At 58.8% G+C, this 13331-nt stretch carries 12 protein-coding genes; 6 read left to right on the top strand and 6 right to left on the bottom strand.

What is annotated here, in order from left to right; translation table 11 throughout:
• Window positions 1-40: 40 nt before the first annotated feature.
• Window positions 41-1075 (bottom strand): purine-nucleoside phosphorylase, encoded by a 1035-nt coding sequence (locus tag AC1DIG_RS16495; protein WP_477768150.1) that lies wholly within the window; start codon window positions 1073-1075, stop codon window positions 41-43.
• 42 nt (window positions 1076-1117) lie between these two features.
• Complete coding sequence (locus tag AC1DIG_RS16490; RefSeq protein ID WP_477768149.1) at window positions 1118-2074, bottom strand: nucleoside-specific channel-forming protein Tsx; 957 nt, start codon at window positions 2072-2074, stop codon at window positions 1118-1120.
• Window positions 2075-2341: 267 nt separating this feature from the next.
• Between AC1DIG_RS16490 and selD the strand changes: the two genes are divergently transcribed.
• Together selD and mnmH are read left to right on the top strand one after the other, a co-directional pair.
• The gene (gene selD, locus AC1DIG_RS16485; protein WP_477768148.1) at window positions 2342-3376 is read left to right on the top strand and encodes a selenide, water dikinase SelD; all 1035 of its coding nucleotides are present in this window, start codon (window positions 2342-2344) and stop codon (window positions 3374-3376) included.
• The gene (gene mnmH, locus AC1DIG_RS16480; protein WP_477768147.1) at window positions 3376-4473 is read left to right on the top strand and encodes a tRNA 2-selenouridine(34) synthase MnmH; all 1098 of its coding nucleotides are present in this window, start codon (window positions 3376-3378) and stop codon (window positions 4471-4473) included. Before selD ends, mnmH begins: the two co-directional genes overlap by 1 nt.
• Window positions 4474-4516: 43 nt before the next feature.
• Here mnmH and AC1DIG_RS16475 read toward each other — a convergent pair whose 3' ends face one another.
• Together AC1DIG_RS16475 and AC1DIG_RS16470 are read right to left on the bottom strand one after the other, a co-directional pair.
• A complete protein-coding gene (locus AC1DIG_RS16475; RefSeq protein WP_477768146.1) occupies window positions 4517-5572 on the bottom strand; it encodes a permease in 1056 nt (351 codons plus the stop codon).
• A 91-nt stretch (window positions 5573-5663) separates the two neighbouring features.
• The gene (locus AC1DIG_RS16470) at window positions 5664-6338 is read right to left on the bottom strand and encodes a histidine phosphatase family protein (RefSeq protein WP_477768145.1); all 675 of its coding nucleotides are present in this window, start codon (window positions 6336-6338) and stop codon (window positions 5664-5666) included.
• 328 nt (window positions 6339-6666) lie between these two features.
• Here AC1DIG_RS16470 and AC1DIG_RS16465 point away from each other — a divergent pair, with 328 nt between their 5' ends.
• The 3 genes from AC1DIG_RS16465 to hemB all read left to right on the top strand — a co-directional run bounded on the left by AC1DIG_RS16465 (window position 6667) and on the right by hemB (window position 9394).
• Window positions 6667-7365 (top strand): glutathione binding-like protein, encoded by a 699-nt coding sequence (locus AC1DIG_RS16465; protein ID WP_477768144.1) that lies wholly within the window; start codon window positions 6667-6669, stop codon window positions 7363-7365.
• Window positions 7366-7413: 48 nt separating this feature from the next.
• The gene (locus AC1DIG_RS16460; protein WP_477768143.1) at window positions 7414-8256 is read left to right on the top strand and encodes a PhzF family phenazine biosynthesis protein; all 843 of its coding nucleotides are present in this window, start codon (window positions 7414-7416) and stop codon (window positions 8254-8256) included.
• 163 nt (window positions 8257-8419) lie between these two features.
• A complete protein-coding gene (gene hemB / locus AC1DIG_RS16455) occupies window positions 8420-9394 on the top strand; it encodes a porphobilinogen synthase (RefSeq protein WP_477768142.1) in 975 nt (324 codons plus the stop codon).
• A gap of 19 nt (window positions 9395-9413) precedes the next feature.
• Here the strand turns inward: hemB and AC1DIG_RS16450 are convergent, their stop codons facing one another.
• The gene (locus AC1DIG_RS16450) at window positions 9414-10943 is read right to left on the bottom strand and encodes an FAD-dependent oxidoreductase (protein ID WP_477768141.1); all 1530 of its coding nucleotides are present in this window, start codon (window positions 10941-10943) and stop codon (window positions 9414-9416) included.
• Window positions 10944-11087: 144 nt separating this feature from the next.
• On the opposite strand from AC1DIG_RS16450, the gene AC1DIG_RS16445 reads away from it, so the two are divergent.
• Window positions 11088-12185 (top strand): DUF1615 domain-containing protein, encoded by a 1098-nt coding sequence (locus AC1DIG_RS16445; RefSeq protein ID WP_477768140.1) that lies wholly within the window; start codon window positions 11088-11090, stop codon window positions 12183-12185.
• Between the two features lie 37 nt (window positions 12186-12222).
• Here AC1DIG_RS16445 and AC1DIG_RS16440 read toward each other — a convergent pair whose 3' ends face one another.
• On the bottom strand, window positions 12223-12882 hold the full coding sequence (locus tag AC1DIG_RS16440) for a methyltransferase family protein (protein ID WP_477768139.1): 660 nt from the start codon (window positions 12880-12882) through the stop codon (window positions 12223-12225).
• Window positions 12883-13331 lie beyond the last annotated feature (449 nt).

The raw sequence follows: 13331 nt of genomic DNA, 5'->3' as shown, positions 1-13331 counted from the left end.
TGGCTTGCCCGCGATTGGCGTCATCGAAGACCGCGCTGATTTACACCTCAGGCACACCGTTCTCCCACGCTGACCAGTTCTTCAGAATCTCCTGCACCAGCGGGTTGCCTGTGCGGAAGAGGTTTTCCAGGGCCGGCACAAAACCACCCTGGTCGGCGTACTTGAGCAGGTTGTCGACTTCGCTGTAACCCGGATACGGGCGGTCGAAGTCGGAACCGGCGCGCACCACTGCCAGGCGCTGGATATCCACCAGGCCTTCACGGCTGGCGCGCAGCAGCGCTTCATACGTCGAGTTGTCTTCCTGTTGAGTCGTGCAGTAAACGCCTTGGCTGTCTGTCAGCAAGCGGGTCCAGACTTCGGCGCGTTCGCTCAGGCGTGTTCCGGAAAACCAGGTATTGCCCGCCAGCGTGTCGCACTGGGTGACCACTGGCGGCTGGTTGGCCGGGGCGTAGGGGTATTTCACCCGCCACGCGGCGGACTCTTTGCTTTCGCTCAGTGCGACTTTCGCGCTCAGGGCGAAGGCCTTGGCTTGCAGTTTCGGGTTGAGCTCGAAGACTTCAGTCTTGTAGTCCAGCGGTGGTTTTTCGTTCGGACCTTTGGTGTTGATGCCGATGTAACCGGTCGGCCACTCTTTGGGAGCGTCGCGCGAATCCAGTTCCCATTGCGTGCCGAACTCCACCAGATAATGCGCCCATGCGGCGGTGCCGATAGTGCCGCGGTGCGGGTTGATGCCGGCAATTCCGGCGATCAGGAAATAGCTTTTGCGCAGGTCGAATTTCGGCGACAGGGCCAATGCCAGCGTGGAGGCTGCGGCGTTGGTCTGGCCCATGCCGGTGACCATCAGGCACACCTGCTGTGTATTGCAGCGAATGTTTGGGTACTCGGCAGAAAGCCCCGGTACGCGGACTTCCTGCTTGAGCTCCAGGCGATCGATCCAGGTTTGCGCTTCCGGGGCGAACATGCTGATCAGCATGACTTTCGGCGTGATCGGCGCTTCTACCGCCCAGGCACTGGAAGAGAGCAGGGCGCTGCAGGCCAGACCGGCTGATAGAGAAAGGCGTGTGACGGTGTGCATGGAACCTCCTTGGTAGATATTGATAGCGAAGCAGCTTGCCACTCAGAACTGATACCCGACACCCGCGTAGTAACCCCAGCCATTGGAGCGAGCGCGGAAGTTGCCTTCACCGAAGTTCAACTCGCTGCCATCCTCCCAGTTGCCGCCGTTATGGAAATAACGCCCGACCAGGGTGAAGCGCAGGTGCGTGAATGAATAGAGCAATACGTTGGTGGCCACGGTGGCGTTGGCCGTGCGTGCCGGGTTGTCTTTATGCAGATCCGAACCAAAGTCGAAGTTGGTAAAGCCGATGTAAGTCAGTGACGCGCCATTGCTGAAGTGGTCGATAGGCACGATGTACTTCAACTGGGCACGATACCCGTCCCATGAGTACTCGTTGCTGGCGCCGTAGTTTTCCCACTGATAGCGCCCGTAGAAGTTGGCCGACAGGTTGACCCGTGAATGGGTGTCGATGTCGGTGCCCAGGCCACTGTAAAGCGTGTTGGCGCGATTGGCGGTGCTGCTGCCGTGGTCATAGATCCAGTCGAACGCGACATACCATTCCTTGAACGGCCCGACCGCCAGGCTGCGACCGGCCAGGTAGTCGATGGAAATACGTGGCTCGTGCTCCATGAACAACGGCGAACCGTGGTCCCAGGCACCTTTGTCATGGCTGTTGCCGATGCCGAGGATCTTCGGGGCGTCGATATAGCCATACAGTTCGAACGGCCCCTTGCGCCCGAAGTACTCGTATTCCAGGTAAACGTCGTCGGCCGGTTGCGGGCCGAAGCTGATGTCCTTGCTGCCGATCAGCGTCAGGTCCTGATTGAACCAGTCCGACAGGTACGCGCCTTTTTTCGGTGGGCTGGCTTCAGCGCTCAAGGTCTCGCCCTGGGCGGATTCATCAATGGTTTTTTCCTGCGCCAGGGCAAACGGGCTGAGTAGTCCCGTAACGGCGCTTAGTAGCAAGGAAACAGCAACGGTGGGGCAGGACGCGGTGCGTCTGGAAGTAGCGTGCATTGAAAATCCCTGTTCGTGCAGTGGTTGGCCGAACGTGAGCGCTCATGCATCGATCAAGCGTTCACGTTACTGACGCAAACGTTTGCATGTTGCGGACCAACTTGGAACAGGCGATTGAAATAAAGGGAGATTTTGTGAATTAGCTGACGTTTTGGTTAGCAATTTGCCCCTTCGGCGAGCGTGTCTGCTCGAAAGCGGGGCAGGCTCTGCCAGCGCTTGCGTCGTGCTCTGTTAGAATTGTTGAACTTGAATTCCGGAGGTGCACCCATGAGCGAGCCGATTCGCCTGACCCAGTACAGCCACGGCGCAGGTTGTGGCTGCAAGATTTCACCTCAGGTGCTGGAGGTGATTCTGGCCGGCAGCGGCGCGCAGAATCTCGATCCAAAACTCTGGGTGGGCAATGCATCGCGCGACGATGCAGCGGTGTATGCCATCGACGACGAGCGTGGCGTGGTGTCGACCACCGACTTCTTTATGCCGATTGTCGATGACCCGTTCGATTTCGGTCGCATCGCCGCCACCAATGCCATCAGCGATATCTACGCGATGGGCGGTGATCCGTTGATGGCGATTGCGATCCTTGGCTGGCCGGTCAACGTGCTGGCGCCAGAGATTGCCCGGGAAGTGATTCGCGGCGGCCGCTCGGTCTGCGATGAAGCGGGTATTCCATTGGCCGGCGGGCATTCGATCGATGCGCCGGAGCCGATCTTCGGCCTGGCGGTTACCGGGCTGGTGCAAAAGCGCCACATGAAGCGCAACGACACGGCCACCGCCGGTTGCTTGCTGTACCTCACCAAACCGCTGGGTATCGGCATCCTCACCACCGCCGAGAAGAAGGGCAAACTGCGCGCCAGCGACATCGGCCTGGCCCGTGACTGGATGTGCACCCTGAACAAACCCGGTAGCCATTTCGGCAAACTCGACGGCGTGACCGCCATGACCGACGTCACCGGTTTCGGGTTGCTGGGGCACCTGGTGGAAATGGCCGATGGCAGCGGTGTGACCGCGCGTATTGATTACGACCGCGTGCCACGTCTGCCGGGCGTTGAGTACTACCTCGATCAAGGCTGTGTGCCGGGCGGTACTCTGCGTAACTTCGACAGCTACGCCAACAAGGTTGGACGCATACAGGAACTGCACAAGCGCGTGCTGTGCGATCCACAGACCAGCGGTGGTTTGCTGGTTGCCGTGACGCCTGAGGGCAACGAGCAGTTTCTTGCCGTTGCTGCCGAACTGGGCCTGAACCTGGCGCCGATCGGTGAACTGGTTGAGCGACAGAGCAGCGCGGTAGAGGTGATTTGATGCTTATCGATTTCACTGATTACCGCGACATCTTTCTCAACGACCGGCCGATGATGGATGTCCGCGCGCCAGTCGAGTTCACCAAGGGTTCGTTCCCAGGGGTGATCAACCTGCCGCTGATGACGGACAACGAGCGCCAGCGGGTCGGCACCTGCTACAAACAGCACGGTCAGCAGGCCGCCATAGTGCTCGGGCATCAGTTGGTCTCGGGCGAGATCAAGACCGCGCGCATCCAGGCCTGGGCTGATTTTGCCCGGGCCAATCCCGACGGTTACCTGTATTGCTTTCGCGGCGGTTTACGTTCGCAGATCGTCCAGCAATGGCTCAAGGACGAGGCGGGCATCGACTACCCTCGGGTCGGTGGCGGCTACAAGGCGATGCGGACTTTCCTGCTGGAAACGGTCGACCAGGCGGTCGAGCAGTGCGACTTCGTCTTGCTCGGCGGCATGACCGGCACCGGCAAAACCGATGTCCTCACTCAATTGAGCAATGGTCTGGACCTTGAAGGTTACGCCAATCATCGCGGCTCCAGCTTTGGCAAGCGTGCGACCGGTCAGCCCGGCAACATCGACTTCGAGAACCGCCTGGCGGTGGACGTGTTGAAAAAGAGAGCCCGTGGCATTGAACAGTTCGTGCTCGAAGATGAAAGCCGTATGGTCGGCAGCTGTGCCTTGCCGCTGCCGCTGTATCAGGGCATGCAACGTTTTCCGATGGTCTGGCTCGAAGACAGCCTGCAAGACCGGGTCGAGCGGATCCTGCGTGATTACGTGGTGAATCTCTGCGCGGAATTCGTCGCGGTACATGGCGACGAGGGGTTCGCACAGTTCTCCGAGCGTATGCTGGCAAGCCTCAACAACATCAGCAAACGCCTGGGTGGCGAGCGTCATCAGCGCATGTTCGATTTGATGGAGGCTGCGTTGGCCGAGCAGGCACGCAGCGGTGCAGTGGACTTGCACCGTGGCTGGATTGAAGGCTTGTTGAACGAGTATTACGACCCGATGTACGCCTTCCAGCGCGAGAAGAAAGGCGACCGAATCGAGTTTGTGGGCGAGGAAGCTGCGGTGCTCGAGTACTTGCGTGAGCGTGGTAATCGTTAAGACCGAGACGCGGGCGCTGGTTAACCAGCGCCTGCAATTTCCGTTAGAGCACCATCGCGCCGATCAGGCCGCAGATCACGCCAACCAGCATGGTCAGCACAGCCACGGTCACCAGCACCCGGGTATCGAAATCCTTGCGCAGCATAAGCAACGACGGCAGGCTGATGCTCGGCAAGGTCATGAGTAGCGCCACGGCCGGTGCGGTGCCCAAACCCAGGGTCATCATGGTTTGCACGATGGGGATTTCCGCGGCGGTGGGGATCATGAACAGCGTGCCGACGATGGCCAGCGGTATCAGCCATAGCAAGCTGTTGGCCATCGCGCCGTCAACATGCGGGAACAGCCAGACCCGGGCGGCGCCCAGAACCAGTACTGCCAGCACATAGATCGGAATAGTGGTCCAGAACAGTTGCCACAAGGTCAGTGCCCAGCGGCTCAGGAAGGGTTTTTCATCGGTTGTGCGGGTTACTTCGGCCACCGCTTCCAGCGCCGCCTCCGGCATGTAATCGGGTCGCGAGATGCGTTGGGCGATCAACGAAACACCCAGTACCAGCACAATTCCCGCCACCAGCCGCAGTGCGGTAAAGCCCCAGCCGAGTACGAAACCCATGAACACCAGCGTTGCCGGGTTGAGTACCGGGTTGGCAATCCAGAAAGCCAACGCCGCCCCCACCGAGACGTTCTGACGGCGCATGCCGGACACCACGGGCGCAGCGCAGCAGGTGCACATCATGCCTGGCAAGGCGAACAACCCGCCGCGCAAGGTCGAAGCAAAACCGGCGCGGCCGAACAATCGCAGCAGCCAGTCTCGCGGAATCAATACCTGCAACAGCGAACCCAGAATCACCGCCAGTACGGCCGCTTTCCAGATTGCCAGGAAGTACACCTTGGCATACACCAGTGCAGCGGTGAGCGGCGAGGTTTGTTCATCGTTGAGGATCGAGGTACCGATGCTGTGGCTGTCGGCAGCCACGAATGCCTTGAGGTAGTAGGGCGACCACTTGACGTAGTAGAGGCCGATACAGGCAACCAGCAGGAACAGGGCGGGTTTCCACCAGAGCGCCAGGCCCCGGTTGGGGACCGCTAGGGAGTTGGACATACAGAGGCTCCGGACAATAAGGACAGTGGGGCATCATACTCCAGTGCAGTTTAGTCCAGAGGTCTGGAAACGGTGGGCACAAGCCGACGCGTTATGTCGGACACGTCTGCGGGCCATTGCTCAGCCCTTGTTTGTAGCTATGGCTGAGCAAGGTGACCTTGCCGTTGTGCCAGGTCAGAGTCAGTACGTACAGCGAATCGAAATCGTTGGATGGCCAGTCGTCGAGAAGGGCGCGTTTTTCGCCGGTGGCCTCTTGCGCCACCTTGTTGATCAAATCCGGCAGATAGCCGTGGGACCAGGCGGTGTAGATGATCGAGTTGCGGTACTTGTTGTGAAGCAGTTCGTCGGCCAGATCGCTGATGTCGTTGGCAGAGAACTCGATGTTCACCGGCAGCCCGAGTTTGATTGCGGTGGGGCTGATGGTCAGCAGCGGTCGGAGGTAGCTGTAGGAGGTGTCGAACTCGCCTTCCTCGACATTGCGCGTCGGATTGGCGGCAAACACATAATTGGCCTTGCCGAACTTTTCTGGCAGGAGCTCTGCCAGTTTGATCGCGCGGTTCAGACCCTGGCAGTTCAACTGACCGAGACCTCCGGCGGGTTTTTCTGCGTGGCGTAAAAACACCAGGGTCTGGGTGCCGTCAGCCGATTGGGCGCGCCTCTCGCGGGCTTCCAGCACCAGGAACAGGACGCAGGTCATGAGCAAGGCCACACAGAACACCAGGGTGCGTGGCTTCAGGGTTTTAACGAAGTTCAGGAGCTTTTTCATTGAGTTATTATTCTTCAGCGCATTCGTTTAAGGCTGACAAAACATCACACCGGGAGCTCGCGGCTTCAAGTGCTTTTCATGTCGTGGGGTCGATTCGTCTAACGCAAGGGCAGCCTTGGAGTCCAAGGGCACCCTTTGGTTCGATTCGAATCGGCGCGCATTACTTTATCTGCGGATCGGGTTGGCTGACGGGAAGGTTATCGACAGAATGTTTCTGAATTGACCTGGCCCGATCAGCGTCGTGCTTATAATCTAACCGCCTTGAAGGCCGGGCATCTGCCTCGACCAATCCCCATCATCGCCATTCAACTGTCACTGGATGTTCACCATGACCGATTTGTCTGCATTCCCGATTACTGAGAAATGGCCTGCGCAGTTTCCCGAGTGGATACAGCTCTATTCCTTGCCGACACCCAACGGCGTCAAAGTCTCGATCATGCTCGAAGAAACCGGCTTGCCATACGAGCCACACCGGGTGGGTTTCGACACCAATGATCAGCTGTCTCCAGCATTCTTGTCGCTGAACCCTAACAACAAGATTCCGGCGATCCTGGACCCTCACGGGCCGGATGATCAGCCACTGGCGTTGTTCGAGTCCGGAGCGATTCTGATCTACCTCGCCGACAAAAGCGGGCAACTGCTGGCGCAGGAGTCGGCTGCGCGTTACGAGACGATTCAGTGGTTGATGTTCCAGATGGGCGGTATCGGACCGATGTTTGGTCAGTTGGGTTTCTTTAACAGATTTGCCGGCAAGGATTACGAGGACAAGCGCCCGCGTGATCGTTACGTCGAAGAGAGCAAGCGCTTGCTGAAAGTGCTCGACGGTCGCCTGGAAGGCCGCGACTGGATCATGGGCGAGCGTTACACCATTGCCGATATCGCGACGTTCCCGTGGGTGCGCAACCTGATCGGCTTCTATGAAGCAGGGGACCTGGTCGGGATCAACAACTTCCCGAACGTATTGCGTGTACTGGAGCGCTTCCTGGCACGGCCGGCAGTGATTCGCGGGCTGGAAATTCCCAAGTAACGGCAAACAATGCCACTCCCTCGCCGAAACCACGCTTAAGGAAGAGCAATGCCTCGATACGACTTCAAACAAGTGGACGTCTTCAGCCGTGTTGCACTGAAGGGCAACCCGTTGGCCGTGGTCTTGGGGGCCGACGGACTGAGTGACGAACGCATGGCGGCGTTTGCGATCTGGACCAACCTCAACGAAACCACCTTTTTGCTGGAGCCCGGCGATTCGCGGGCTGATTATCGGGTCCGAATCTTCACCACCTTGAAGGAACTGCCGTTTGCCGGTCATCCGACCCTGGGTAGTTGTCATGCCTGGCTGGAAGCCGGCGGGATTCCCAAGGGTGAGGAGATCATTCAGGAGTGTGGCGTTGGCCTGGTGCGCATCCGCCGCCGTGGCACCGACCTTGCGTTCCTCGCGCCACCGTTGCTCAAGTCCGGCCCGCTGGACGCGGCACTGGTGGAGCGGGTGCGCCTTGGGCTCGGGCTGGAAGCCGGCGCGATTATCCGGGCGCATTGGGTTGATAACGGCGCGGACTGGTTGGCTGTGATGCTCGCTGACCGTGAGCAAGTGCTGGCGCTGCAGCCCGATCATTCACAGATGCTCGGGCTGGCGGTTGGCGTCATTGCGCCGTGGCACCCCGAACGTGATGGCGACGAGGCCCAGTTTGAGGTGCGCGCGTTCATTTCCGGGGACGGCATGCCCGAAGATCCGGCCACCGGCAGCTTGAATGCCGGCATTGCCCAATGGTTGTTGGCCGAGGGGTTGGCGCCGGATGTTTACGTGGTCAGCCAGGGCCTGACGATGGGGCGCGCCGGGAGAATTCAGGTCGAACGGATCGGCGATGACATCTGGATCGGTGGTTCGGCCGTGACCTGTATTGACGGCAGCTTGAACCTGTAGCGCTGGCGAGTTTCTTAACCGTTGCTCGCCGCCATACTGTTACCGAATCGGAAACAAATTGTTCCGCAACTTACGTTTGTGTCGATGGGGGAGAGGGGCATAAGCTCCCTTCCTTTATGACTTTTGTCTTGTCCAGGCCGTTGGCCTCCTGCCAGGAAACCCCATGTCCAGCCAATTCCCCGAAGCCCGTCCACGCCGTTTGCGCCGTAATCCGCAGTTGCGCAGTCTGTTTCAGGAAACCGAGTTCACCCTCAATGACCTGGTGCTGCCGATCTTTGTCGAAGAAGAAATCGACGATTTCGTGCCGATTACCAGCATGCCTGGCGTGCGGCGGATTCCAGAGTCGAAGCTGGCAGGCGAAATCGAGCGCTATGCGCGGGCGGGTATCAAGTCGGTGATGACGTTCGGGGTCTCCCATCATCTGGATGGCAGCGGCAGCGACACCTGGAATGAAAACGGTCTGGTGTCGCGTATGGCGCGGATCTGCAAGGACGCGGTGCCGGAGATGATCGTGATGTCCGACACCTGTTTCTGCGAGTACACCGATCATGGTCACTGTGGGGTGATGCATGCGGGTGAAGTCGATAACGACAAAACCCTGATCAATCTCGGCAAGCAAGCCGTCGCCGCCGCGCGGGCCGGGGCGGACGTGATTGCGCCTTCAGCGGCAATGGACGGGCAGGTCCAGGCCATTCGCCGGGCGCTCGACGAAGCCGGCTTTAGCCAGACTTCGATCATGGCCTATTCGACCAAATTTGCCTCGTCGCTCTACGGCCCGTTCCGTGAAGCCGGCGGCAGTGCGCTCAAAGGTGATCGCAAAAGTTACCAGATGAACCCGATGAACCGCCGCGAAGCGGTTCGCGAATCATTGCTCGACGAGCAGGAGGGTGCCGATGCGCTGATGGTCAAACCGGCCGGTGCGTACCTGGACATCATCCGTGATATCCGCGAAGCATCGCGTTTGCCGTTGGCGGCTTATCAGGTGAGTGGCGAATACGCGATGATCAAGTTCGGTGCCGCCGCCGGTGCGATCGATGAGGACCGCGTGGTGCGCGAGAGCCTGGGGGCGATCAAGCGGGCGGGCGCGGACCTGATCTTCACCTACTTTGCGATGGACCTGGCGTTGAGCGGAATCTAAGCCGCCGGGCGTGCCGTTGCTACCAGAGGAACGGTTTGATCCCGTGGTCCCGGAAGTAACGCTCGATGACTTTCGGGTCGGCGGACAGGTCGGCAACGGCCACGTAACTGTCGGGCCTTAATAGATAGAAGCCGTTGCGCGCCAGTCCGGCGGCTTCGTGAGTCGGATGCCAGTCGAAAACGTGCAGTGCCAGGTGATGCTCGGCGCACCAGGCAAGCATTTCTTCGCTGGTGTCGCCGTACACATGAACCTGCCAGTTGAGGCTTGTCAGACTGTCGAAATTATCGGTCTCACTGTCATGCGCCCAAGGCAGTCGATCACCGCCGAAAACATGGCCGGCGTGGCCTTCGCTCAGAGGCATCCCGCGATAATTCAGGGTGATTTGCGACACCGTACGAAACAGATACTCGCGCGCCAATTCAAATGAGACCATTTTTGATAACAGGAACGGTGCAATGCGGGTGCGTATCACGTCGGCCATCGGGCCTTCAGCAGAGACGAAATTGAACACCCGGTCGGTGGTTGCCACCAGTCGCCGGGCAAAGGCCATGCGTTCGACTTCATAACTGTCGAGCAGTTTGTCGTTGGCTGCGCCGTTGAGTACCGCGGCGAGTTTCCAGGCCAGATTGATCGCATCACCAATGCCGGTGTTCATGCCCTGGCCACCTGCTGGGCTATGCACGTGTGCGGCATCGCCCAGCAAAAACGCACGCCCGAAACGGAAAGTATCTGCGACCCGGTGATGAACCCGATAAGTAGAGAACCAGTTGACCTTGTGTACCTGAACTTTCAGGTGTTCGATGGCCCGGCTGCTGACGTCTTCAAACTTCAGGGTTTCGGCCTGCTCTGCGCGTTCGTCGCGTACCGTACCGATCAGTCGTGCATGGCCTTCGCTGGCCAACGGAAAAATCGCCAGAAAGTCTGCCTCATCAAGGTCTGCATGCAATTCACCATTGAACACTGGACCGGAGGCCTCGACGTCGGCGACATAAAACACTTGCTGGTAGGTGCCACCGGGAAAATCGATGTCGAGTGTCTTGCGCACGGTAGAGCGAGCACCGTCACAACCCGCCAGGTAGCAGGTCTGACAGGTATGCTCCTGCCCGTCGGGCATGAGTAACTGCGCGGTGATGGTGCCGCCATGTTCGCTAAAGCCGGTCAATTCGGTGTTACGCTCGACCACCACGCCGAACTTCTCCAGGCGTTCGATCAATAACCGCTCGTGCTCGTCCTGTGGGTAGATTTCCAGGAACGAGTAAGGGGTCAGGTCCTTGCCGATATCCTCGAAGGGTAGCCGGGCAACCGGTTCGCCTTTGACCCACAGATTCACTGCCGGTACTTTGTGGCCGTTCTGCACCACGGCTTGGCTGAGGTCGAGTTGGCGGTACAGCTCCAGCGTACGTGCCTGAACCGCCAGGGCGCGAGAAGTGGTGCCGGGTGCGCTGGTCTTGTCGAGGATGCGCACCCGGATGCCAAGCTTGCTGAGCCAAAGCGCCAGGACCAGTCCTGTGGGGCCGGCGCCAATGATCAGTACATCGCTGCGGTTCATGTCGTTGCCCTCGGTCGAGAGTCCCGCTGAACAGGGGTGTATCCAGTTTAGTTCCGATTGACCGAGGTACTTGTTCCCCCGGTGCAATGGCTCAAGAAGCGATATCCTCGGCGGTCAGGGCGCTTAAAAGGACCCATGTAAAAAATGCGATCCCATCGATTGATCATAAGTGTAGTTACGCTGCTGGTACTGGTCGGTTGCGCGAATCAGGCTGCGCGGCAAGCGGCTCAATCGACGCCCGTACAGGTGAAAGCGCAGATTGCCCGTTTGTTGCCGAGCAACACCGTAGACCGTGAAGGCTGGGCCACCGACATTTATGCAGCGTTTGCGGCACAAGCGATCCCGCCCACCACACAGAACCTGTGTTCGGTGCTGGCGGTAACCGAGCAGGAGTCGACCTTTCAAACAGACCCGACGGTGCCGGGGCTGGGCAAGATCGCCCGGGATGAAATCGATCGACGTGCTGCCAGGGCACACATTCCCGATCTTTTGGTGCGCGGAGCCTTGCAGGTCAGTTCAACCAACGGCAAAAGTTACAGCGAGCGCTTGAATGCGGCGCGCAGCGAGAAAGAACTCAGCGCGATATTTGACGATTTCATCGGCCGGGTGCCGATGGGCAAGACTCTGTTTAGTGGCTTCAATCCGGTGCATACCGCCGGCCCGATGCAGGTCAGCGTCGCGTTTGCCGAGCAGCACGCACAGCACTATCCCTATCCGGTAGACAGCTCGATTCGTCATGAGGTGTTCAGTCGCCGTGGCGGCATGTACTTCGGCATTGCGCATTTGCTCGGCTACCCGGTGAGTTACCGCCAACCGTTGTACCGCTTCGCCGATTTCAATGCCGGCTGGTACGCCAGTCGCAATGCCGCGTTTCAGAGTGCACTCAATCGCGCTTCGGGAAGCAGTTTGGCACTGGATGGTGATCTGATCCGCTACGACTCGATCATGCCGGGTTCGACGGAATTGGCGGTGCGCGCGTTGGGTAAACGGCTGGACATGCGCAATACGACGATCAGGGATCAGCTGGAGCTGGGTAACCGCCTCGAATTTGAAGACAGCAAGCTATATAAGAAGGTGTTTGAGCTGGCGGAAACGGCTGAAGGCAAACCTTTGCCCAGGGCAATCCTGCCGGGTATCCAGTTGCAAAGCCCGAAAATCACTCGAAAGCTCACCACGGCCTGGTTCGCCAAGCGCGTCGATGAGCGTTATCAGCGCTGCATGACACGTGCTTCGGCGGGGTAGAGGTAAGCGTTGGCTGTGCAAGTACCGGGCGCTGATCTCAGTAGAGCCCGGGGATCAACCGCCAGGTCTTCGCGCAGTAAGCCTCGTACTCAGCACCAAACTCACTGCGCAACAGGTCTTCTTCGGCGTTTATGCGGGCGATGAGCGCGGGGAGTAGCAGGATGATGAGCACGATCCCGACACCGGAGCGAAAGGCCAGCGCCCAGCCCAGCGCGTTGATCAGCAAACCGAGATAACTCGGATTACGCAGTCTTCGGTAGATACCGTCAGTCACCAGCGTATGCCCAGGCTGAATGGCGACCAGGCCACTGAAGCGTTTGCCAAGTACGAACACGGGCCAGATCCGCAACGTCCCGCCTGCAATGAATAGGATCGCACCGACCCAGCGTATGCCTTCGCCACCGAAGGTCCAGAAGTCCATTCGGTCGGTATAGGCCGGAATAAACGCGGACAACACACCGATCACCCCAAATACCGGTAGCACCCAACGGTTGGCCCGGTCCTCACGTACCCCGGAGCTCAAGTTGGCTTCGGTGAGCAGCGAAAGTCCCACCATCACCAGCGTCGCAAGGGCAATGACCACCAGGGCCGGATGTGAGAAGAATGCAGCAAAGCTACCCAGTCCCAGAATGGCGAGTCCGAGATAGATCAGGATTGCCGCAATGCTGAACACGGCCAGCTTCAGGGAGATCTTCATGGCGGGTGCTCGTTGGGTCGACTCTATTAAGAGTAGTGGGACCAGACGGATTACGGTGCCTGATCGGCTGCTTTCACCCGTCAGGATAGAAAAACTAAATTAAGTGTTGACGGCAGATTCTGGAAGTCTATAATTCGCCCCACTTCCGGCGCAGTCGAAACGGAAAACTCCTTGGTAAACAAAGAGTTACGCAGTTTTCGACAGCGGTTACGCTTCAGTTCATCGAAGCCTGAAGGAGTTGGTAAGGCAGTGTGTTTTCGCCTTATTGACGGTTCGATCATCTCGGTCGAAAGCGGAGARAAAGAGGTGTTGACAGCAGCGAGTAACGCTGTAGAATTCGCCTCCCGCTAACGAGAGATCGGAAGCGCAAGTGGTTGAAGTTGCAAAGGAAACTTTGAAAACTTCTGAAAATAACCRCTTGACAGCAACAGAGGCTGCTGTAGAATGCG

The sequence above is a fragment of the Pseudomonas sp. 05N431 genome (assembly GCF_056397005.1).
This window is presented reverse-complemented; position numbering and strand designations above follow the sequence as displayed.